The sequence below is a fragment of the Janthinobacterium sp. OK676 genome, from assembly GCF_900103595.1.
Lineage (GTDB): Bacteria > Pseudomonadota > Gammaproteobacteria > Burkholderiales > Burkholderiaceae_D > Janthinobacterium.
Window position 1 is genome coordinate 403,674 of the sequence record NZ_FNHA01000002.1, and the last position, 20,617, is coordinate 424,290.

The 20,617-nt window shown below is 64.2% G+C and carries 20 protein-coding genes and 1 pseudogene; 8 read left to right on the forward strand and 13 right to left on the reverse strand.

Going from position 1 to position 20,617, the window contains the following annotated elements; translation table 11 throughout:
• Nucleotides 1-83 precede the first annotated feature (83 nt).
• Both BLU39_RS05385 and BLU39_RS05390 read right to left on the reverse strand, forming a co-directional pair.
• Entirely contained in the window at nucleotides 84-692 is a 609-nt protein-coding gene (locus BLU39_RS05385; protein WP_092710675.1) for a chemotaxis protein CheB, read from the reverse strand.
• A 1-nt stretch (nucleotide 693) separates the two neighbouring features.
• Nucleotides 694-1,518 (reverse strand): CheR family methyltransferase, encoded by an 825-nt coding sequence (locus BLU39_RS05390; protein ID WP_198511197.1) that lies wholly within the window; start codon nucleotides 1,516-1,518, stop codon nucleotides 694-696.
• Nucleotides 1,519-1,748: 230 nt separating this feature from the next.
• Between BLU39_RS05390 and BLU39_RS28880 the strand changes: the two genes are divergently transcribed.
• Nucleotides 1,749-1,943 (forward strand): hypothetical protein, encoded by a 195-nt coding sequence (locus tag BLU39_RS28880; protein WP_232731168.1) that lies wholly within the window; start codon nucleotides 1,749-1,751, stop codon nucleotides 1,941-1,943.
• A 32-nt stretch (nucleotides 1,944-1,975) separates the two neighbouring features.
• Nucleotides 1,976-2,290 (forward strand): annotated as a pseudogene (locus BLU39_RS28885) (IS1595 family transposase); the annotation flags it as partial.
• Nucleotides 2,291-2,299: 9 nt separating this feature from the next.
• On the opposite strand, the gene BLU39_RS05400 reads toward BLU39_RS28885, so the two are convergent.
• A complete protein-coding gene (locus tag BLU39_RS05400; RefSeq protein WP_092710678.1) occupies nucleotides 2,300-3,286 on the reverse strand; it encodes an aldo/keto reductase in 987 nt (328 codons plus the stop codon).
• An 89-nt stretch (nucleotides 3,287-3,375) separates the two neighbouring features.
• On the opposite strand from BLU39_RS05400, the gene BLU39_RS05405 reads away from it, so the two are divergent.
• On the forward strand, nucleotides 3,376-4,266 hold the full coding sequence (locus BLU39_RS05405; protein WP_232731169.1) for a LysR family transcriptional regulator: 891 nt from the start codon (nucleotides 3,376-3,378) through the stop codon (nucleotides 4,264-4,266).
• A gap of 68 nt (nucleotides 4,267-4,334) precedes the next feature.
• On the forward strand, nucleotides 4,335-4,844 hold the full coding sequence (locus tag BLU39_RS05410; protein WP_092710684.1) for a GAF domain-containing protein: 510 nt from the start codon (nucleotides 4,335-4,337) through the stop codon (nucleotides 4,842-4,844).
• An 11-nt stretch (nucleotides 4,845-4,855) separates the two neighbouring features.
• Here BLU39_RS05410 and BLU39_RS05415 read toward each other — a convergent pair whose 3' ends face one another.
• A complete protein-coding gene (locus tag BLU39_RS05415) occupies nucleotides 4,856-5,443 on the reverse strand; it encodes an O-methyltransferase (protein ID WP_092710687.1) in 588 nt (195 codons plus the stop codon).
• Between the two features lie 38 nt (nucleotides 5,444-5,481).
• A complete protein-coding gene (locus tag BLU39_RS05420) occupies nucleotides 5,482-6,372 on the reverse strand; it encodes a DMT family transporter (protein WP_092710690.1) in 891 nt (296 codons plus the stop codon).
• A 101-nt stretch (nucleotides 6,373-6,473) separates the two neighbouring features.
• Between BLU39_RS05420 and BLU39_RS05425 the strand changes: the two genes are divergently transcribed.
• Together BLU39_RS05425 and BLU39_RS05430 are read left to right on the forward strand one after the other, a co-directional pair.
• A complete protein-coding gene (locus BLU39_RS05425; protein WP_092710692.1) occupies nucleotides 6,474-7,253 on the forward strand; it encodes an AraC family transcriptional regulator in 780 nt (259 codons plus the stop codon).
• Between the two features lie 81 nt (nucleotides 7,254-7,334).
• Complete coding sequence (locus BLU39_RS05430; protein ID WP_092710695.1) at nucleotides 7,335-9,797, forward strand: tetratricopeptide repeat protein; 2,463 nt, start codon at nucleotides 7,335-7,337, stop codon at nucleotides 9,795-9,797.
• Here the strand turns inward: BLU39_RS05430 and BLU39_RS05435 are convergent.
• From BLU39_RS05435 to BLU39_RS05450, 4 genes are read right to left on the reverse strand one after another with little or no spacing between them, the layout of a single operon-like run.
• Entirely contained in the window at nucleotides 9,794-10,441 is a 648-nt protein-coding gene (locus tag BLU39_RS05435; protein ID WP_034750633.1) for an FABP family protein, read from the reverse strand. The genes BLU39_RS05430 and BLU39_RS05435 overlap by 4 nt on opposite strands.
• 59 nt (nucleotides 10,442-10,500) lie before the next feature.
• Entirely contained in the window at nucleotides 10,501-11,031 is a 531-nt protein-coding gene (locus BLU39_RS05440) for a hypothetical protein (protein WP_092710698.1), read from the reverse strand.
• A gap of 2 nt (nucleotides 11,032-11,033) precedes the next feature.
• Nucleotides 11,034-11,837: a type I methionyl aminopeptidase gene (gene map, locus BLU39_RS05445; RefSeq protein ID WP_092710701.1), complete on the reverse strand. Its 804-nt coding sequence runs from the start codon at nucleotides 11,835-11,837 to the stop codon at nucleotides 11,034-11,036.
• A gap of 17 nt (nucleotides 11,838-11,854) precedes the next feature.
• Nucleotides 11,855-12,454, reverse strand: coding sequence for a TetR/AcrR family transcriptional regulator (locus BLU39_RS05450; protein ID WP_092710704.1), 600 nt, complete (start codon nucleotides 12,452-12,454; stop codon nucleotides 11,855-11,857).
• 112 nt (nucleotides 12,455-12,566) lie between these two features.
• Here BLU39_RS05450 and BLU39_RS05455 point away from each other — a divergent pair, with 112 nt between their 5' ends.
• Nucleotides 12,567-14,081, forward strand: coding sequence for an AMP nucleosidase (locus BLU39_RS05455; protein WP_092710707.1), 1,515 nt, complete (start codon nucleotides 12,567-12,569; stop codon nucleotides 14,079-14,081).
• 7 nt (nucleotides 14,082-14,088) lie between these two features.
• Here the strand turns inward: BLU39_RS05455 and BLU39_RS05460 are convergent, their stop codons facing one another.
• The 4 genes from BLU39_RS05460 to BLU39_RS05475 all read right to left on the reverse strand — a co-directional run bounded on the left by BLU39_RS05460 (nucleotide 14,089) and on the right by BLU39_RS05475 (nucleotide 17,909).
• Nucleotides 14,089-14,559, reverse strand: coding sequence for an RES family NAD+ phosphorylase (locus BLU39_RS05460; protein WP_092710710.1), 471 nt, complete (start codon nucleotides 14,557-14,559; stop codon nucleotides 14,089-14,091).
• Complete coding sequence (locus BLU39_RS05465; protein ID WP_232731170.1) at nucleotides 14,556-15,032, reverse strand: antitoxin Xre-like helix-turn-helix domain-containing protein; 477 nt, start codon at nucleotides 15,030-15,032, stop codon at nucleotides 14,556-14,558. The genes BLU39_RS05460 and BLU39_RS05465 overlap by 4 nt, the downstream gene beginning before the upstream one ends.
• Nucleotides 15,033-15,165: 133 nt before the next feature.
• Nucleotides 15,166-15,636 carry a cyanophycin metabolism-associated DUF1854 family protein gene (locus BLU39_RS05470; RefSeq protein ID WP_092710713.1) on the reverse strand — a complete coding sequence of 157 codons (471 nt, stop codon included), beginning with the start codon at nucleotides 15,634-15,636 and terminating at the stop codon, nucleotides 15,166-15,168.
• A gap of 2 nt (nucleotides 15,637-15,638) precedes the next feature.
• Entirely contained in the window at nucleotides 15,639-17,909 is a 2,271-nt protein-coding gene (locus tag BLU39_RS05475) for a cyanophycin metabolism-associated ABC transporter (RefSeq protein ID WP_092710716.1), read from the reverse strand.
• Nucleotides 17,910-18,376: 467 nt separating this feature from the next.
• On the opposite strand from BLU39_RS05475, the gene cphA reads away from it, so the two are divergent.
• Complete coding sequence (cphA, locus tag BLU39_RS05480; protein ID WP_092710719.1) at nucleotides 18,377-20,554, forward strand: cyanophycin synthetase; 2,178 nt, start codon at nucleotides 18,377-18,379, stop codon at nucleotides 20,552-20,554.
• The last annotated feature ends 63 nt before the right edge of the window (nucleotides 20,555-20,617 follow it).

The following is a 20,617-nucleotide window of genomic DNA, read 5'->3' on the forward strand; positions in this document are numbered from 1 at the left end:
CGGCAAGATGCCATCGTGTTTCGATATGGACATAAATATTGTTTCAATTCTCACATATATTACACGCACTACACCACTCCCATTCACTTGTGTTCGCCATTGCCCAACAATGCCAGGCTGGCCGCCATCTGCGGCAAATCGAGCACGCGGTCGGCGCCGGCCCGCTTGAGCGCGGCGGCCGGCATGATGCCACAACTGGCCCACTGCGGGTCTTGCACCCAGGCACTGCCGCCCAGTTGCCGCACGCGCGCCAGGCCCGCCGCACCATCGGCCGAGGCGCCCGTCAGGATGATGGCCAGCATGGTTCGCCGGTAAGCCAGGGCCGCCGTTTCCAGCAAGACATCGATGGACGGGCGCGAAAAATACACGGGTTCTTCCTGCGACAGGGAAAAACAGCCATCGGGTTCCACCTGCAGGTGGTAGTCGGGCGGCGCGAAATACACAACGCCGGCCCGCAGCGGCTCCTTGTCCTCGGCCTCGCGCAAGGGCAGCTGGCAACGTTCCGCATACAGCTGCGGCAACTGACTGGAGCGGCCCGGCGCCAGGTGCAGCACCACCACGACCGTTGCGCGGCAGGTCGCGGGCAAGGCGCGCAGCACGATGCCCAGCGCTTCCACGCCGCCGGCCGAAGCGCCGATGGCGATCAGGCGCAGGCCGGCGGGCGGCGGCGCGACGTCGCAGGTCGGCAGCATGTCAGGCACGCTGGAAAATGCGTTCGGCCGGGCTCAGCTCGTTGAAGCTGGCCGCATGGCGGCTGAAATGCAGGCTTTCCTTCATGCCCAAGCCCAGGAAGCCCCGGTTCACCAGCGCTTCATGGAACAGGCCCAGGCTGCGGTCCTGCAAGTCTTTATTGAAATAAATCATCACGTTACGGCAGGAAACCATGTGCACCTCCGAAAACACGCTGTCCGTCGCCAGGCTGTGGTCGGCGAAGACGAACTGGCGCCGCAAGCGCCGGTCAAAGATGGCGCCCTTGTAGGCGGCCGTGTAATAGTCGGACAGCGAGCGCTTGCCGCCCGCCAGCTGGTAATTCTCGCTGAACTGGGCGATGCGCTCGATCGGATAGATGCCCGCTTCGGCGGCGGTCAGCGCTTCGACGTTGATGTCGGTCGCATAAATCATGCTGCGCTCGAGCAAGCCCTCTTCTTCCAGCAAGATGGCCAGCGACCACACTTCTTCGCCGCTGCTGCAGCCGGCCACCCATATCTTGATGGAAGGATAGGTATGCAGGATGGGCACGACTTTTTCGCGCAGGGCACGAAAATACGCGGGATCGCGGAACATCTCGCTCACTTGCACCGTGAAAAACTGCAGCATCTGCGCGAACATGGCGGGCTCGTGCAAGATGCGGTCCTGCAATTGCGACAGGCTGGCGCAGCCGAAGCGCTCCATGGCCTGGCGCATGCGCCGGCGCAGGGAGGCCACGGAATAATCGCGGAAATCGTGCTGATAGCGCAGCAGTATTCCCTCAAGCAATAACTTCAGTTCTATATCGAAAATATCGTCATCTAACAACATCCACCTCATCGGATACCTGACCGTTGAACAGCGTGCAAAGCGCAGCGCGCAGTCACTGCCAAATGCTAGCAGATCGCCGGCAATTATCCTGTAGAGAAAGTTTCAGTTAGGTACGCTGGCGTACACTCACGCGTTTTTTCTGGCTCTGTCATCAGCAAGTAGGGGAAATGCCGGAATCTTCCTGTGGCCGTGCTGTCTGACTCTGCATACTCACTCTGCGGGAGCCAATCATGCGGCCAGCCGAATGGATCACCTTGATTGCGCAGTTTGCCCGGTTGAGCCGACGCCAGCGGCAGGCAGGCATTGCCCTGTTGCATGGCAACTCTCCACACGACGCGACCATCGCGCTGCTGGAAAGCGTGGCCCAGCCGCGATTGGCCTGTCCCGCCTGCCATTCAGACCACTTGCGGGCAAAGGGGCGCTGACAAAGGCGCAGCTGCATCGCTGTTGATTGCCCGTCATCGACAAGGACGTGCTGCTGGTCTCCGACGGCCATGCTGCCTACCGGGCTTTTGCCCGGGAAGCTCGTATCAGCCACCAGGCCGTCAACTTGCGCGCCGGCATCCGCGTGCAGGGCGCCGCCCACGTGCAGAACGTCAACGCGTATCACAGCCGATTGCGACAATGGCTGGGGCCGTTTCATGGCGTGGCGACACGGTATCTGCCGAACTACCTGGGGTGGTGCTGGATACTCGACGCCAGACGCATCCGCTCACCCGAAACGTTATTGAAGGCAACACTGGGCGCATTCCCACATCTGACGGTGACATAGCTTTTTTTCTCAGGCATCCACGCCCTTCATCCCTTCTTCCGTATAGCGCGCGCCGGCCGCCATGCCCAAGGGAAAGGCCGCGTTCATCGCCGCCAGTTCCGCCCCGTCCAGCTGCACGGCCAGCGCGCCGAGGTTGTCTTGCAAATACGCGATGCGCTTGGTGCCGGGAATGGGAATGATGTCGTCGCCTTGCGCCAGCAGCCAGGCCAGCGCCAGCTGGGCCGGGGTGCAGCCTTTCGTGCGCGCCATGTCCTTGACCTGCGCGACGATGGCCTGGTTGCGCGCCAGGTTCTCGGCCGCGAAGCGGGGATTGAAGTGGCGAAAGTCGCCCGCGTCGAGGCTGGCCGCATCGGCGATGGCGCCCGTGAGGAAACCGCGCCCCAGCGGGCTGTAGGCAAAGAAACTGGCGCCCACGCTGCGGCAGGCGGCCAGCACGCCCTGCTCCGGTTCGCGCGTCCACAGCGAGTATTCGCTCTGCACGGCCGCCACGGGGCAGATGGCCGCCGCGCGCCGCAAAGTGACGGCGCTCACTTCGCACAAGCCCACGGCGCGAATCTTGCCCTCTTGCCGCAGTTGCGCCAGCACACCCATCGACTCTTCCAGTGGCGTCTCCAGGTTCAGGCGGTGCAGATAGAACAGGTCGATGCGCTCGACGCCCAGACGCGCCAGCGACGCTTCGCAGGCCTGGCGGATGTAGGCCGGGGAATTGTCGACGCGGCGCGCATAGCTGCCCGCCTCGCGCGCCAGGCCGCACTTGCTGGCGACCAGGGCCTGGCCCGGGTGGCGCGCCAAAAAGCGCCCCAGCAATTGCTCGTTGTGGCCGAAACCGTAGGCGTCGGCCGTGTCGAACAGGGTCACGCCCGCCGCCAGGGCCGCTTCCAGGGTGGCCAAGGATTGCGCCTCGTCCGTGGCGCCATAGAATTCCGACATGCCCATGCAACCCAGGCCCAATGCCGAACTGCTCATACCGCTATTGCCGATGCGTCGTTGTTGCATGCTGCTCTCCTCGGTGGTTGACTCGATGCCGCCAGTCTGGACCGCGCCGGCTGGCAAGGGAATGCCCGATTTCGTGATACCTTTCTGGTATGAGAGCCCTCGATACCCATGCCTTGAGCCTGTTTTGCGCCGTCGCCCGCTGCCTGAACTTCCGCCAGGCGGCGGAGCAATTGCACATGACCCAGCCGCCATTGTCGCGCGCCATCAAGGGGCTGGAAGACAGGCTGGGCGCGCGCCTGTTCGAACGCGACACGCAAGGCGTGGCCTTGACGCCAGCGGGCCGTACCCTGCTGCCGCAGGCGCTGCACATCCTCGATTTGCTCGATATTGCACAGCAATCGCTGCGACAAGACAGCGCCCCCGCGCGCCTGCGCCTGGGCTTGACGAGTTCCGTGGCGGCCGGCCTGTTCCGTCCTTTGCTGGCGGCGCTGGAGGAGCAACTGGGCAATATCCGCCTGGAATTGACGGCCGCGCCGTCGCCGCGCCTGGTCGCCGCCGTGCGCAAGGGCCAGCTCGATGCGGCCCTGCTTGCGCTGCCCAGCGCCGCGTTCGAACTGGCAGTGCAGCCGCTGGCGCGCCAACCCATGATGCTGGCCCTGCCCGCCGGGCACCGGCTGGCGAAAAAGCGCAAGCTGAGCCTGCTTGACATCGCCCAGGAACCCATCTACTGGTTCGAACGGGCGCGCCAGCCCGCCTTTTTCGACCATTGCCAGCAAGTATTCCGCCGCCATGGCTTCGCGCCGCATTTCTTGCGCGAAGCGCCCGACCACCATGTGCTGCTCGGCGACGTGGCGGCCGGCAAGGGCATGGCGCTGCTGGCCGACTCGTTCCGCGCGCTGCGCATGGATGGCGTGGCCTACCGGCAACTGGCGGAGGGTGAGGAATTGGCGGCCGGCATCGGCCTGGCCTGGCAGCCTGATGCCGGTCATGCGGCCCTGCCACTGCTGCGCCAGCTGGCGCAGGAACACCTGACAAAGTAAGGGCCGCGCGCGGATGCGCCAGACGCGCTACCATGTCGCCTTCCCCATTTTCAAGCGCCACCACGACCATGACGTTTACCATCAGCGACGCCGCCTACGGCACCGACACCCCCGCAGCAAAACAAGCCATGTACGCGGACTTGCGCTCGCAGCTGCAAGGCTTGCTGTCGGGCGAGAGCGACCTGATCGCCAATACGGCCAACTTCAGTTCGCTGGTCTTCAACACCATGCCGGGCCTCAACTGGGCCGGCTTTTATTTCCTCAAGGGCGATGAACTGGTGCTGGGACCGTTCCAGGGCAAGCCGGCCTGCATCCGCATCAAAAAGGGACGCGGCGTGTGCGGCACCACGGTGGTCGAAGGCAAGTCCATCGTCGTGCACGATGTGCATGCGTTTCCCGGCCACATCGCCTGCGACGTCAATTCCCGTTCGGAACTGGTGGTGCCCGTGTTTGCGCACGGCCAGACCATCGGCGTGTTCGACCTCGACAGCCCGTTGACGGGCCGTTTCGACGACGTCGACGCGCAAGGCGTGGAATCCTTGGTGCGCGTGCTGGAAGCGGCTATCGTTGCTGAATAGTTGCTGAATAACTAGTTGCCTGCCTTGACAGCGATGAATTCGCCCTTGCCGACGGTGGCCAGGCACGTCGTGTAGCGGCTGTCGGCGCGGATGGCCTCGATAAAGTCGGCCATGTCCGCGTAGTGCGAACTGGCGTTGTCGACCACCAGCACGCCGCCGGGCGCCAGCGCGCGGTCCAGCTGCGGCCACCACTGCGCGTATTGCTGGCGCGCGGAATCGAGGAAGATGAAATCGTAGGCGCCGTCCGCCGCATCGCGCAGCACGTCGCCCGCATCCGCCAGCAATTGCCCGATCACGCCCTGCAATTGCGCGCGCACGAAGTTGTCGTGCGCCATGTCGAACTTGTCCTGCGCCTTTTCCACCGTCACGACACTGCCGCCCAGCGCCTGCACGGCGCGTGCCAGCCACAAGGTGGAATAACCGTTCGAGGTGCCGAGTTCCAGCACCCGCCGCGCGCCGCGCGCGTGCACCATCACGGCCAGCAATTCACCCGTGTCGCGCGTGATGTTGAGCATGCGGCTGGCGCGCGCCGTGTGCGCCGCATCATTGGACACGCCAAACGTTTCAAGTTCACTCAACAGTGTATCGATGCTGGGCATGGCGCCTCCTTGTTCAAAACACCAGCATAGCAAAAAAACTATGCCGGTGCGCGGCGCAGCGGACGTTTCAGGTATTGCACCATCACCACGCCCAGCAGGGTCACGCCGCCGCCGATCACATCGTAGCTGTGCAGGGTTTCACCAAGGAACAGCATGGCGATGATCACCGTGAAGACGGGCAGCAGATTCATCAAGGTCGTCGCGCGGCTCGGACCCAGCTTGGCCAGGCCATGCATCCATAAAAACGGCGCGATGATGGAGGCGGGGATGCCGGCAAACAGCACCAGCGGCAAGCCGGCGCCCGTGACGGACGGCGCGGACTGGCTCAGGTAATACACGAACAGCACGGGCACGGCGCACCAGACCTGGATCAGCAGAGAGTGCCAGTTATTCAGGGGAATCTTCCAGCGCTTGAGCAGCACGCCATAGCCCGCATACGACAAACACGCCAGCAACATCAGGGCGTCGCCCACGGCCGCGCCGTGCGCAATCAGGGCGGCCGGGTCGCCATGGCTGAGCAAGTAGGCGAGTCCCAGCAGCGACACGAGACCGCCAAACACGCCGCCCACGGTGGGCGTCTCGCCCAGCAGCAGCACGGACAGACCCACGGCCAGCAGCGGCATCAGCGAGGCGAGGATGCCCATATTGGTCGCCGTCGTCGTTTGCGCGGCGATGTAGGCGAGGCACTGGTACATGACCATGCCCAGCATGCCCAGCACAAACAGCTTGCCCAGATACGGCCGCACCACGGCCCGCTGCTTCCACACGGCGCGGCCGAACACGAGCGCCAGCAGCACGCCGGCCAGCAGCCAGCGATAGAACGAGATGGCGGCCGGGTCGATCACGCCGACGGCCATCTTGCTGACGATGGTATTGATGGCCCAGATCAGCACGGCGATCACGGGTAACAGATAGTGCTTGGCTTGCATGTGGCGTACTCCAGTGTTCAAGACCGCCATTTTCGCATGGTCTGATTCCATGGATATAATGAAAATCGGACAAACGATGCGAAGAACAGGACAAAGACACCATGGCCAGCAACCAGCATTTCCCCGCCGTTTCCGACGTCCTGCCCTATCCCGTGTATTTCCGCCTCGACGATTACCACGCGCACCAGCAATTCGATTACCAGAGCCATCCGTGGGGACAGCTCACGTATTGCTCCACAGGCGTGATGGAAATCATGGTGGCGGGCCAGCGCTACCTGTCGCCGCCCCAGTACGCCGTATGGATACCGCCCGAGACCTTGCACGACGGCTATATCCGCCAGGATGTCGTATTTCACTCCGCCTACATCGACGCCAGCCTGTGCACGCAGTTGCCGGCGCAGCCGTGCGCGCTGGTATTGAGTCCCCTGCTCAAGGCCATACTCGGCGACTTCGCCGCGCGCAACGTCACCACGCCCGCCACCGAAGCCGACCAGCGCCTGGCGCAGGTGCTGGTCGACCAGCTGCGGCTGGCGCCGTGCAGCCGCAACTACCTGCCAGGCAGCGACGAGCCCGTCATCGCGGCGCTGCTGGCCGCCCTGCAGGCGGAGCCCGGCAGTAACCGCTCACTGGCCGAATGGGCCGCGCAATTGCACGTCACGGAACGCACTTTGGCGCGCCGCTGCCAGCGCGAACTGGGCATGCCGTTTGGCGAATGGCGCCAGCGCCAGCGCTTCCTGGCCGCCCTGCCCCTGCTGGAAAAAGGCGACACCGTGCAGGCGATCGCGCTGGAACTGGGCTACAGCACGGCTTCCGCCTTCATCGCCATGTTTCGCCGCCAGGGCGGCGGCACGCCCGACCAGTTCCGCCGCGGCTTGCGCTGAAAAAGCGGATCGGCTTTGTCATGGTTTGTCATATGGGGATGCTAAAATTCAAACATCTTTCCAGAGAGCAAAAGGACGCGCATGAACCCCAGCACCGACACGGCCACCGATATCGAGGGCAGCGAGGACATGCCCCAGGCATCCGCAATGGCCGTGACGGCGCCAGCGCCCCTCAAGCTCGACAAGGAAGAAATACCCACGGTGCTGGGCAAGCTGCGCTCCCTGGTGCAGGACAAGACGCGCTTCGAGCCGCAGGACATCACGCCGCTGGACGAGGAAGACGTGCTGCAGGATTTTTCGCTGCAGGCGAACTACGCGCTCGAGGCGCGCTTCGAGCAGCGCGTCATCAATGGCTATTTCACGCCAGCGGGCAATGACTGCCGCTGTGGCTCCCACGAGGTGGGAGCACTCGCTCACGCGCAGGAGAAGGAAAGGCTGCGCCGCGCGGCCGGCAAGCTCGACAATGCCCTGCGCCAGCCGGGCCAGGCCTACGACGGCGTCGAGGCGGGCATCTACCTGCCGCACGCCGTCAAGTACTGGCATCTGGACACCTGCGGCAACTGCCATGGAAAAGGCCGCATCGGCTGCCACACCTGCCACGGCGCGACGACGGAAACGTGCTGGAACTGCCATGGCGGGCGCACCGTCAGCTGCGACGGCTATGGCTGCTACGGCAGCGGCAAGGTATCGTGCTCGTATTGCAGCGGCAGCGGCACGGTCTCCGAACAAGTCACCGACTACATTACGGTGCAAGTACCCACTACCACCTACAGCAACGGCAGCTCGCACACCAGCTACCACAGCGAAACGCGGCCCCAGTACCGCACCGAATACCGCTCTTGCTACCATTGCAGCTACGGCAAGGTCACGTGCAATAGCTGCCACGGCTCCGGCAACATCAATTGCGGCACCTGCCGCGCCAGCGGCAGCGTGACGTGCCGTACCTGCAGCGGCGTGGGCGACTTGCGCTGCAACCCGTGCGACGGTTCCGGCAAGGTGGGCAAGGCGGCCTGGGTCGACGTGCACGTGACGCCGGGCTACAGCGTCAGCCTGCCCAAGCAGGCGCCCGACGACGCGCGCCGCATCCGCGACAAGGAAAGCGTGCACTCACTGGCGGACATTGCCAGCAGCCTCGCCCTGGCGAAAGTGAGCATTTACAATGAAGACCAGCCGCAGGAAGTCGACGCCCTGTATGGCGGCAAGCTGCGCATCGTGCGCCTCGATGCATCATGCAACGCAGAAAAGCACCATCTGGTGGCGTACGGCACGGACTTGCGCTGGCTGACCCTGGACGACATCGTGGAAAAGCTGCTGCGCGGCGACCTCAAGGCGCTCAGCGACGCGCTGGCCGGCAGCGCCGACGACGGCCTGTTCTCCGCCCACGTGCAAGGCTTGCTGACGCCGCTGCGCGACGTGGCCGCCTCGGAACTGAATGCGGACGTCATCGAATCCGTCCTCAGCGGAGAAGCCGACCACGCGCACGTCGATGTCGTCTCCGCCGACTATGCCAACAATGTGCGCACCTGCGTGCTCGGCGCCTTGCGCCAGGTCTACACGCGGCTGGCCAAGCAATTCTGGTGGAAAAGCGCGCTGGCCGCGCTGGCCGCCGCCATCGCCACCTGGTTCTTCGCCGGGCGCGGTGCGGCCGCCGTCGCCGGCTTGCTCGTCACGGGCGCCGGCTACTGGCTGTTCAACCGCAAGGTGAAAGCCGTGCTGAGCGAGGCGCTGGGCGGCGAGCGGCAAGCCGAACGGGCCATGGGCATCGCCGGCAAGGGACGCCGCAACCAGCTGGCGCAAGTGCTGATCCTCGCGCCCGCCAGCCTGGCCGTGCTGGCCGCCAGCTATGGCTTGCCCGTGCGCGTGCGCCCGGTGTCCCCACCGCCGCAAACGGCCATGGCCTCGGCCCCCGTCGCGCCCCATGCGCCAGCGCCCGTGCCGCCGGATGCGAGCAGCGCCAAGGCCGTCAAGCTGTACGAAAATGGCGACAAGGCGCAGGCCCTGGCCATGCTGGAAAGCCTGGTCGGCAAGGGCGACGCGGGCGCGTATGGCCTGTATGGCTGGATGCTGCTGATGGGCGAAGGCAAGCCCGGTCCCGTCACCGCGCCAACGGCGCAGCAGCGGCAAGCGCGCCAGGTGGCCGCCAAGCCCCTGATCGGCAAGGGCCTCGTGAAGAACGACAGCTATGCATTAACGGCGAAAGGCGTGATGCTGGCAGAAGGCTGGCAGGAACCGCGCAACATGGCGCGCGGCCTCGACCTGCTGAAACAGGCGGCGAACAAGGGCAATGCGCAAGCGATGCACTTGCTGGGCCTGTACAACGTGCGCGGCTACCAGATTCCCGTCAACCACAAGGAAGCGCGCAAATGGTTCACCCTGGCCGCCGACAAGGGCAGCGCGGGCGACATCTACAACCTGGGACTGATGGACTGGGAAGGCGCGGGCCTGGCGCGCCCGGACCGCGCCAGCGCCATGCAGCGCTGGAAGATCGCCGCCGCCATGGGAGAAGAACGGGCCATCAAGGCGGTGGCGCAAGGCAAACCTTAAGCTGCCGCCGCCAGTGCCTGCAAGGCCATCGGGTTCGGCGTCGGCTCGGCGATTTTCGTCAGCAGGTTGCGGTCCGTGTGGTGGAACGGTTCGTCCTTGCCGCGGATAAGCATGACCGTGTCTTCGTCGTAGCCCCAGGTGCCATCGGCGTGGATATCGACCTTGATCCGGTATTCGACGGTGGTGAATGCGTGTTCGAGGAAGGGATTCGAGCAGATGCCGTACGCCGTCGAATCGCGCTTGGCCACCAGTTCGAAACTGGTGGCGTCGGCCGTCGTCGTGCCGGACGCCATGGCGATCTGGCCGCGCGGGATGGCCAGGGTCTGGATCACGGCGCCCGTGGCCGGTTCCCACAGCCAGTAGCCGACCTGCTCATGATACGTCTTGACTTGATCCGGCTTGGTGATGTGGATGTAGTAGCGCAAGCCGTAGAACAGTTGCGGGCCGTTGGTGACGGGGTCGATCGGCTGCAGTTCGATGCGCTCGACGAAGGCCTGCTTGCGCGGGCCGTCCGCTTTCGGCTTGACGTCCAGGCCGCGCGTGCCCGTCCAGATGCCGGCCATGCCCGTCAAGGGGCCCAGGTTGTTCAGGGTGTGCACGTCGGCGGACGGCTCGGTGTAGATATCTTCGGGAAAATCGCTCATGCGGAAGTCTTCAAAATGGGGCAACGGTGCTTGCCGCCATTGTAAGACGCAGGGCACTCTCAGGGAAAGAGCGCGATGTGGCGTTCGATGAACAGCAGGGCGGCGGCAGCCAGCGCGGGGCGCTGCGCTTCGAACACCGTTTCGTCGCGCGTTTGCAGCAGATTGGCGGCCACCTCGGGCAGGTCCAGTGCGCCGGCGATGAGCGCCGCCACCGCGTCGATATTCACGTACAGGGCGCTGTCGTAACCTTCCCAGTCCACATAGGCCAGCCACTCGGCCAGCATCACCATGCCAGCGACGGGCGGCGCCAGGGCCGCGATGCGCTCCGCGCGCAGCACGCTGTCGCTGCCGATGCCGATGCCTTCCTGCTGCAGCACGGCCAGCGCCACGTGCTGCAGCGCGTCTTCCGGATCGCGCCGGTATTTATTCAGCAGACGCTGCGTCAGCGTATAACGTTCGGCCTCGATGCCGCGCAGGGCGGCCGCCACGTCGTCGTCATGCAGCGCCAGGTGGCGCGCCGCGCAAGCGACATCCACGCCGGCTTTCGCGGCGACGATATCGGTGAGCTGCTGCCGGCGCGCGTCATCCATGCTTACACCAGCGGCTCGGTCGAACCGGTCAGGGTAAAGATTTCAAAGCCCGTGTCCGTGACGGCCAGCGAGTGCTCGAACTGCGCCGACAGCGAGCGGTCCTTCGTCACCGTCGTCCATTTGTCGGGCAAGACCTTGACCTGGTAGCTGCCCACGTTGAGCATCGGTTCGATGGTAAAAATCATGCCCGGCTCCAGCACGATGCCCGTGCCGGCGCGGCCATAGTGCAGCACTTGCGGCGTGTCGTGGAAGACCTGGCCCACGCCATGGCCGCAGAAGTCGCGCACGGAGGAAAAGCCCTGCGCCTTGGCCACCGCTTCGATGGCGGCGCCCACGTCGCCCAGGGTCGCGCCCGGACGCACGGTGTGGATGCCGGCCATCATGGCTTCATATGCCGTGTTGACGAGGCGATTGGCCAGGATGGACACGGCGCCCACCTTGAAGGTGCGGCTGGTGTCGCCGAACCAGCCGTTGAACTTCGGCGTCACGTCGATGTTGAGGATGTCGCCCACTTTGAGGATCTTGGTGTCCGACGGGATGCCGTGCGTGACCACGTGATTGACGGAGATGCAGCTGGCGTGCTTGTAGCCGTGGTAGTCGATGGTACCCGGGATGGCACCGGCGGCGCGCATGAACTCTTCGCACAGGGCGTCGAGCTTGGCCGTCGACACGCCCGGTTTCACGAAAGGCGCGATGTAGTCGAGCGTGTCGGCGGCGATGCGGCCGGCCGCGCGCATGCCGATGAAACCTTCTTCGTCGTGCAGGGGGATTTTCTTGCCGTGTTCAAGCTGGGTGGAATAGCGCATGGGGATTCTTTTCTTTGTTAGTGTGAGGTGGGGTGGGCGGCCCAGCCGCGCACGGCGTCGTGCGAGGCGCGCAGCATGGCGTCGACGCTGGCCGGTATCGGTCGCTCCTGGGTCAGGTAAGGCTTGACGACGGCCACGGGCGCGTCGATCAGCACGAATTTGAGCAGCATGTGATCGAGGTCCAGCTCCGTCGTGGCGGGCATGGACTCGGCGCAGCGGGCAAAGCAGGCGTCGAGCGCGGCCTGCTCTTCTTCTACGGCGGCCAGCAATTCCTCGCTGAGGCCGTTGCTGAAATCGGGGTTGTCCGCGCATTGCAGCAGGAAGCGCGCATACACGGGTTTGCGCCGGCACCAGTCCAGCAAGCCGTGCACGCCGGCCCAGGTGTCGCCGCCGAGCCAGCGGCTGGCCACTTCCTCGCGGAAGTCGCTTTTCACGCGCAGCCAGGCGCGCGCCAGGATGGCGTTGCGCGAATCGAAGCGGTGATACACGGAGCCGATGGGCGCGCCGGCCTTGACGGCGATGGCGGCCATCGAGACGGCGCCCACGCCGCACTGGGCGGCGACGGCGATCGCGCTGTCGATGAAGTTGTTTTCGTTGAATTTGGCTAGTCTGACCATTCAAATAGAATACAGATTCTATTTGAATCCGTCAAGCGGCCCCAGATGCGCCGACAAGAGTTGCCCCGCTGCCTTACAATGGTATGCACGAACCGCTACAAGGAGAATCCGCTTGCTTACGCCCCCCTTCATCGCCTCCTCCCGCTTCGACGATCCACGCCTGGCGTTGGAACAAGTGCAAGCCATTTACCGCAGCAGCATCGAACATTTGCGCGATGCGCTGCAGCGCTTTGTCGCCGGCGAAGACATGCACGAAAGAGTGCGCGCCTGCTACCCCTTCGTGCGCATCCAGACCGATACCGTGGCGCGCGCCGACTCGCCGCTGGCCTACGGCTTTGTCGCCGGCCCGGGCGTGTTTGAAACCACCCTGACGCGCCCCGACCTGTTTGGAGATTACTACCTCGACCAGTTCACCCTGCTGCTGAAAAACCATAACGGCGGCCAGACGGTGCACCTGGAAGTGGGCGTCAGCGCCCAGCCCATCCCCGTGCATTTCTCGTTCGCCGAGCATGACCATATCGAGGGCAATATGGATGCGGGACGCCGCATGGCCATGCGCGATCTGTTCGACCTGCCCGACCTGTCAGCCATGGACGACGGCATCGCCAACGGCACGCACGAACCGGCGCACGGCGAAGCGCAGCCGCTGTCGCTGTTCACGGGACCGCGCGTCGACTACTCGCTGCAGCGCCTGCGCCACTACAGCGGCACCTCGCCACAGCACTTCCAGAACTTCGTCCTGTTTACCAATTACCAGTTCTACATCGACGAATTCATCCGCCTGGGCCACGCCATGATGGAGCGCGCGCCCGATGCGACCGCGCCCTCGGACGACGATGGCTACATCGCCTTTGTCGAACCGGGCAACGTGGTCACGCGCAGGGTCGGCCAGACGGTCGAGAGCGAGGATGCGCTGGGCGCCGCGCCGCCGCGCCTGCCGCAGATGCCCGCCTACCATTTGCTGCGCGCGGACGGCAGCGGCATCACCATGGTCAATATCGGCGTGGGACCGGCCAATGCGAAGACCATCACCGACCATATCGCCGTGCTGCGCCCGCACGCCTGGCTGATGCTGGGGCACTGTGCCGGCTTGCGCACCACGCAAAGCCTGGGCGACTACGTGCTGGCGCATGCGTACGTGCGCGAAGACCACGTGCTCGACGAAGACTTGCCGCTGTGGGTGCCGATACCGCCGCTGGCGGAAATCCAGCAGGCGCTGCAAACGGCCGTGGCGGAAATCACCCAGCTGACGGGGCATGACTTGAAACACATCATGCGCACGGGGACGGTGGCCAGCACGGACAACCGCAACTGGGAACTGCTGCCGCAGCGCACGCCGGAGCGCCGTTTCAGCCAGAGCCGCGCCATCGCGCTGGACATGGAAAGCGCGACGATCGCCGCCAACGGCTTCCGTTTCCGCGTCCCCTACGGCACCCTGCTGTGCGTGAGCGACAAGCCGCTGCACGGCGAAATCAAGCTGCCCGGCATGGCCAACCACTTCTACCGCGAACGGGTCGACCAGCATCTGCGCATCGGCATCCGCGCCGTGGAACTGCTGCGCCGCCAGGGCGTGGATCGCCTGCACAGCCGGAAATTACGCAGCTTTGCGGAAGTGGCGTTTCAGTAAGCGTGCGTCAGGGGAAAAACCGGGGATCGTAGCTCCATCGCCTGACGGTGCTGGCGGTGACCGCCGCGGCATCGGCATGGCGGGGGTTGAGCAAGACATTGTATTCGTCGGGCACGATCACGGAAGGCACCAGCAACAAGGCGGATTTTCCCGCTGCAATCCAGCCATCGCCAGCCCGCTTGCCCGACAAGCCGGCCGGTATGGCGTCCCAGCCGCCAGGAAATGGATCGAGTACCTGACGCGCACTCCACACGCCATCGGGAATGGCGATACGCACCAGGTAACGGTTGAATGGCAGGCCGCCGCCCCGCAGGTAATGCACGGTTTCCAGGGTGGCCAGGGCGATACTCGTCGAACAATACACGACGGGCGCGCCCTTGCTGTTCCAGCGGCCACCCGTGATCCTGGCGCCGGTGCCGCTCAGGTCACTGGCGGCATAAGCTGGCGTCTCGACGGCAATACGCCAGAGCACGTTCATGCATAGGCCCCGCTCTGCGTCATGGACAGCAATTCCGCCACCAGTTTTTGCCCCTCGAAGGTGTCCATGTAGCTGGCCGGCGTGGCACCCGCCAGCGCAGGCAGCGGTTTGCTCAGCCAATCGGAGACCCAGCGCGCCGCGTCAAAACCGGCGGGATCGCCCGATTGTTCGACCATCGCCTGCACCATGCCAATCAGGGTTTCAATCCCCAGCACGCGCTCCGATTCATCCTTCGACAGCAAGCTGGCGTCTTTTTCCTTGCGGCTGATGGTGGCGCGCGACAGTCCCAGGCTGGACAACAGGAATTCCTTGCTCATGCCCATGCGCGCGGACAGCCGGCTGATCGTCGAGGCTGGAATACCCCGCCGTATCAGCGCAATGCGCGCATCAGTATCAAAACCGTACAGCGCCATGCCTTCGTACAGCGTCCTCGATTGCTGAGCCGGGACGGGAGCATCAATGTGTCGTTCCATAGTCACCTCCTTTAAGACGTTAGTATAGCTCAAATGAGGCAAGTCACAAGAAAAGCACAAGGTCAAAAAAATGCCGCTCAGCGCAAGCTGAACGGCATGAGCGGCGGCGCCGCACCGTATTCCAGGAGGTTTCTTACAGGAAGCGGTCCAGTATCTTGCGCGTCGTCTTGTCGATATTGAACATGTCGCGTATCAAAAAGTGGATGCCGTGATTATCGGCGATCAAGAGCGAGGTGGCGCCGATGCGGCGGATGTCTTCCTCGCCTTTCAGCACGAACTGCGTCTCGCCCCGGTCCGTGTCGACATGCCAGGTGCACGGCGTGGCGAAGCTGGAAACGCTTTTCACGCGCGCGATCTCGGGCATGAATTCGCGCCCTTCCAGCTCTTCCTGCAGCAGGCTGCGCGCCGGTTCCGGCAAGGCGTCGAGGCGGTCGATCCACGCCACTTCCTTGCCATCGCCCAGCACCAGCGAAATGCCTTCCGACGGCGACTGGATGGGGAAGGCGCGCACGGGCGCCACGCCCTCAAAAACCTGGCCGTTCGCGTCCGTCATCACCAGCTTGCCGAAGGTGTCGCGGTGTAATGTAAAAGTTGTGCTGGCCATGCTTATTCCTTGTCGTCGAGCGCGAGTTCGTTGTTGCGCGCCTGTGCTTCGTAGAGGCGGAAATAGGCGCCCTCTTTCGCCATCAATTCATCATGGCTGCCCACTTCGACGACCTGACCGCGGTCCAGCACCACCAGGCGGTCGGCGCGGTGCAGGGTCGACAGCCTGTGCGCGATGGCGATCGTCGTGCGGCCCTGTACCAGGTTGTCCAGCGCCTTCTGGATTTCCTTTTCCGTTTCCGAGTCGACCGACGATGTCGCTTCATCCATGATCAGGATGCGCGGATCGATCAGCAGCGCGCGGGCGATCGAGATGCGCTGGCGTTCGCCGCCGGACAAGCCCTGACCACGCTCGCCCACCATCGAATCGTAGCCTTGCGGCAGGCGCAGGATGAATTCGTGCGCATGCGCGGCGCGCGCGGCGGCGATAATTTCCTGGCGCGTCGCGTGCGGCTTGCCGTAGGCGATATTTTCCGCGATGGTGCCGAAGAACAGGAACGGCTCCTGCAGCACCAGGCCGATGTTGCGGCGGTAATCGGAGACGGCGAACGAGCGGATGTCCACGCCGTCGAGCAGAATCGCCCCTTCCGACACGTCGTAGAAACGGCAGATCAGGTTGACCAGGGTGCTCTTGCCCGAACCGCTGTGGCCTACCAGGCCGATCATCTCGCCGGCCTTGATGTTCAGGGTGATGCCGCGGTTGACGGCCCGGTTGCCATAGCGGAAGCCGACTTCGCGCAAGTCGATGCGACCTTCGATCTTGTCCAGTTTCACCGGTTGCGCCGGTTCCGGCACGCTCGACACGTGGTCGAGGATGTCGAAGATGCGCTTGGCGGCCGACGCCGATTTCTGCGTCACGGAGACGATGCGGCTCATCGAGTCGAGGCGGCCATAAAAACGCGTGCTGTAGGCGATGAAGGCGGTCAGCACGCCGACGGTGATTTCGCCGCGCGACAGCTGCCAGATGCCAAAGCACCAGATGACCAGCAAACCCATCTCCGTCAGGAACGAGACGGTCGGCGAGAACAGCGACCAGACCTTGTTCAATTTGTCGTTGACGGCCAGGTTGTGCGCGTTGGCGTCGCGGAAGCGGGCCGCTTCGCGTTTTTCCTGCGCAAACGCTTTCACCACGCGGATGCCGGGAATCGTATCGGCCAGCACGTTGGTCACTTCGCTCCACACGCGGTCGATCTTTTCAAAGCCCGTGCGCAGGCGGTCGCGCACCAGGTGGATCATCCAGGCGATGAAGGGCAATGGCGCCAGGGTCATGATGGCCAGCCACGGATTCATCGACCACAGGATCACGCCCGTCATGATGATCATCAGCACGTCGGAAGCAAAATCGAGCAGATGCAGCGAGAGGAAGACGCAGATGCGGTCACTGCCGCTGCCGATGCGCGCCATCAGGTCGCCCGTGCGCTTGCCGCCGAAAAATTCCAGCGACAGTTTCATCAGGTGTTCATACGTGGCCGAGCGCAAGTCGGCGCCCATGCGTTCGGACACCAGGGCCAGCACATAGGTCTTGCCCCAGCCCAGCAGCCAGGCCAGCAGGGCCGAACCGAGCAAGCCGCTCATGTAGTACACCACCAGCCACGGGTCGATGTGCTTGCCGTTCTGATACGGGATCAGCACATTGTCCATCAGCGGCGCCGTCAGGTACGGTGGAATCATGTGCGCAGCCGTGCTCAGCAGCATCAGCATGAAGCCCAGGGCCAGCTGGCCGCGGTAGGGATGGGCGAAGCGCCACAGGCGGAACAGGGTCCAGGTCGATGGCGGCGTGTGCAGCACCTTGGCGCAGATCGGGCATTCTTCCTGCTCCGGCTCCAGAGGCGCCTTGCAGCTCGGGCACACTTCCTGCTCCGCTTCCAGCACGGGCTGGCCCGTCAGGTGACTGTCGAGGCGCTCGACGAACTGTTCCAGCACGCGGATCGCATGCAGGTTCTGGCCCAGGGTGAAGCGCCACGACGCCAGGCGGCCGTGGTCGTCGAACAGTTCCAGGTGGCCGACGCCGGCGTGGTCGTGGTGCGTCAGGCGCAATCCGTGGCGGAAAGACCAACTTTTCCAGACGGTATCGCCCGGCGAACGGGCCAGCAAACGCTTCTCGGTGACAACTATTATGCCTTTTGTGAAACGTAATCGCGCATCGAGGTCAACCTCAACGCTACTTAAAACGTTCTCCCCTGGAGAAAGGTTGCTTTCCACTTCCGCCAGCCAGTGTTCCGGCAGCGAAGTGAGGGGAATAGTTGTTGCAGGAACACTCAGTTCAGTTGTCATCGTAAAGCATACTCCGGCTCGAGGCCAAGCCCTTCAGGGCGGGATTTGGGGGATGGGGCAGTCGCCCGATCAATGTTTGTGTACTGCGCGATGGCGAGGTGGATGCACCAGTGGCAATTTCCTGTATTGTATCGAATGGATGCCTGCCGGTAAGGAATGATGGCAAAACGAAGCAAAAAAATCAGCGGCCAACGTACAGGAGCAAGTATACAACAGCCCGCTGTTGCGCAAATGCTCCAGCTTGGCCCGGAGTCGGTATCTTTATAACAAGTATGGCAACAATTAGTAACAATTAGAATGGCAACACCAGCAGAATACGAGAAGCAAACGCGACAAGAGACCACTAAAAGTGGCACACTGCGCATACCCGGGATAAAGAACCAAGCAAGAGCCTGAAAAGACTCTGTAGAGCCAACATAAAGTATCTGGCGCCCAGACGCCTGGCTTGTTATCAAGAAACCACTTACATGATCAAGAAGAAGAACATCGAATTCGTCCGCGTCACCCACTTACGCGGCCCCAACATCTGGACTTACCGCCCGGTGATTGAAGCCTGGGTCGACATCGGCGAACTGGAAGACTATCCATCCAATACCCTGCCCGGCCTGTACGAGCGCCTGGTGGCGTGGCTGCCCGGCATGATCGAGCACCGCTGCGGCGTGGGCGAACGGGGCGGCTTTTTCGAGCGCCTGCGCGAAGGCACGTGGTCGGCCCACATCCTCGAGCACGTGGTGCTGGAGCTGCAAAACCTGGCAGGCATGCGCACGGGCTTCGGCCAGACGCGTTCGACCAGCCGGCGCGGCGTCTACAAGATGGCCTTCCGCACGCGCGAAGAGCACGTGGGCCGCGCCGCCCTGGCCGCCGCGCGCACACTGCTGATGGCCGCCATCAACGATGAAGCCTACGACCTGGAAGCGGCCCTGGCGCCGCTGCGCGACATGGTCGATTCGCGCTGCCTGGGCCCGAGCACGGCCAGCATCGTCGATGCGGCCACCGAGCGCCGCATTCCTTCCCTGCGCCTGAACGACGGCAACCTGGTGCAACTGGGCCACGGCGCCGCGCAGCGCCGCATCTGGACGGCCGAAACGGACCGCACCAGCGCGATTGCCGAAGGCATCGCCAGTGACAAGGATCTCACCAAATTCCTGCTCAAATCGTGCGGCGTGCGCGTCCCTGAAGGCAGCCTGGTGCGCAGCGCCGAAGCGGCCTGGGAAGAAGCGCAGGACATCGGCGTGCCCGTCGTCGTCAAGCCGTATGACGGCAACCATGGCCGCGGCGTCTCGCTGAACCTGATGACGGAAGCGGACGTGAAGGCCGCCTACGCGCTGGCCGCGCGCAAGGGCGACAGCTCGGCCGTGCTGGTGGAAAGCTTCATCACGGGCGACGAACACCGTCTGCTCGTCGTCGGCAACAAGCTGATCGCGGCCGCCAAGGGCGAGTCGCTGTGGGTCGATGGCGACGGCACCTCCAGCGTGCTGGAACTGGTGAACGCGCAGATCAATATCGACCCGCGCCGCGGCGAAGGCGAAGACTTCCCATTGGGTACCGTCAAGCCGCACGAATCGGGTGAAATCGTGCTGGAACTGCAGCGCCAGGGCATGACCGCCCTGTCCGTGCCGCAGGCGGGCCAGAAAGTGCTGATCCAGCCGAACGGCAACGTGGCCATCGACGTCACGGACGACGTGCATCCGTCCGTCGTGCATGCGGCCCTGCTGGCCGCGCGCGTGGTCGGCCTGGACATCGCCGGCATCGACCTGGTCACCACCGACATCACGCGTCCGCTGGAAGAGCAGCGCGGCGCCATCATCGAAGTCAATGCCAGCCCTGGCCTGCTGGCGCACATCAAGCCGGGCGTGGGCCAGCCCCGCCCTGTCGGCGCGGCCATCGTCGACCACCTGTTCGCGCCCGAGGAAACGGGCCGCATTCCGCTGATCGGCGTGACGGGCACGCGCGGCGCCAGCCTGATCGTGCGCATGCTGTGCAAGCTGCTCAACCTGTCGGGTCTGCATACGGGCGCCGTCTGCAGCGAAGGCATGTATCTGGACCAGCGCAGAGTCGTCAGCAGCGATTGCGTGAACTGGGACGCGGGCCAGCGTTTGCTGCTCAACCGCACCGTGCAGACGGCCCTGTTCGAGAGCAATCCGCGCATGATCCTGGCCGAAGGCCTGGCCTACGACAAATGCCAGGTCGGCATCGTCACGGACATGGGCAGCCTCGATAGCGTCAAGGATTTCGACGTGCTGGATGAAGCGGGCCTGTACAAGGCCGTGCGCAGCCAGGTCGACGTGGTGGTGCCGACGGGCGTGGCCGTGCTCAACGCCGCCAACGCGCACGTGCTGGAACTGGCCGAACTGTGCGACGGCACCGTGACCCTGTATGCGCAGGATGGCGGCTTGCCAGCCATCGCGGCGCAACTGGCCGCCGGCCAGCGCGCCGTCTTCGTGCGCGGCAACCACATCGTGCTGGCCGAAGGCGGCATCGAAACGGTGTTGCTGTGCCTGGACCTGCTGAAACCGGCCACGGCCGGCAATGTCGACAGCGTGCTGGCCGTCGCGGCCGCCGCCTGGGCCATGAATCTGCCCGTCGATCTGATCTGCGCCGGTTTACGTACCTTCGACGCGGCTCCCGGCTGCATCGGCAACTGAGGCAAAGCAGCACTCAAGCCCGGCCAGGACGGCCGGGCCCACAAGAACACAACAGGATTACGG

Bases quoted from the DNA above. Each gene is read 5' to 3' on its own strand.
- BLU39_RS05430 (WP_092710695.1), top strand. From the start codon at position 7,335: ATGAACCCCAGCACCGACACGGCCACCGATATCGAGGGCAGCGAGGAC.
- cphA (WP_092710719.1), top strand. From the start codon at position 18,377: ATGATCAAGAAGAAGAACATCGAATTCGTCCGCGTCACCCACTTACGC.
- BLU39_RS05400 (WP_092710678.1), bottom strand. From the start codon at position 3,286: ATGCAACAACGACGCATCGGCAATAGCGGTATGAGCAGTTCGGCATTG.
- BLU39_RS05440 (WP_092710698.1), bottom strand. From the start codon at position 11,031: ATGGATGACGCGCGCCGGCAGCAGCTCACCGATATCGTCGCCGCGAAA.
- BLU39_RS05385 (WP_092710675.1), bottom strand. From the start codon at position 692: ATGCTGCCGACCTGCGACGTCGCGCCGCCGCCCGCCGGCCTGCGCCTG.
- BLU39_RS05470 (WP_092710713.1), bottom strand. From the start codon at position 15,636: ATGGCCAGCACAACTTTTACATTACACCGCGACACCTTCGGCAAGCTG.
- BLU39_RS05450 (WP_092710704.1), bottom strand. From the start codon at position 12,454: ATGGTCAGACTAGCCAAATTCAACGAAAACAACTTCATCGACAGCGCG.
- BLU39_RS05475 (WP_092710716.1), bottom strand. From the start codon at position 17,909: ATGACAACTGAACTGAGTGTTCCTGCAACAACTATTCCCCTCACTTCG.
- BLU39_RS05410 (WP_092710684.1), top strand. From the start codon at position 4,335: ATGACGTTTACCATCAGCGACGCCGCCTACGGCACCGACACCCCCGCA.
- map (WP_092710701.1), bottom strand. From the start codon at position 11,837: ATGCGCTATTCCACCCAGCTTGAACACGGCAAGAAAATCCCCCTGCAC.
- BLU39_RS05460 (WP_092710710.1), bottom strand. From the start codon at position 14,559: ATGAACGTGCTCTGGCGTATTGCCGTCGAGACGCCAGCTTATGCCGCC.
- BLU39_RS05465 (WP_232731170.1), bottom strand. From the start codon at position 15,032: ATGGAACGACACATTGATGCTCCCGTCCCGGCTCAGCAATCGAGGACG.
- BLU39_RS05435 (WP_034750633.1), bottom strand. From the start codon at position 10,441: ATGAGCGATTTTCCCGAAGATATCTACACCGAGCCGTCCGCCGACGTG.
- BLU39_RS05415 (WP_092710687.1), bottom strand. From the start codon at position 5,443: ATGCCCAGCATCGATACACTGTTGAGTGAACTTGAAACGTTTGGCGTG.
- BLU39_RS05420 (WP_092710690.1), bottom strand. From the start codon at position 6,372: ATGCAAGCCAAGCACTATCTGTTACCCGTGATCGCCGTGCTGATCTGG.
- BLU39_RS05425 (WP_092710692.1), top strand. From the start codon at position 6,474: ATGGCCAGCAACCAGCATTTCCCCGCCGTTTCCGACGTCCTGCCCTAT.
- BLU39_RS05405 (WP_232731169.1), top strand. From the start codon at position 3,376: ATGAGAGCCCTCGATACCCATGCCTTGAGCCTGTTTTGCGCCGTCGCC.
- BLU39_RS05390 (WP_198511197.1), bottom strand. From the start codon at position 1,518: ATGTTGTTAGATGACGATATTTTCGATATAGAACTGAAGTTATTGCTT.
- BLU39_RS28880 (WP_232731168.1), top strand. From the start codon at position 1,749: ATGCGGCCAGCCGAATGGATCACCTTGATTGCGCAGTTTGCCCGGTTG.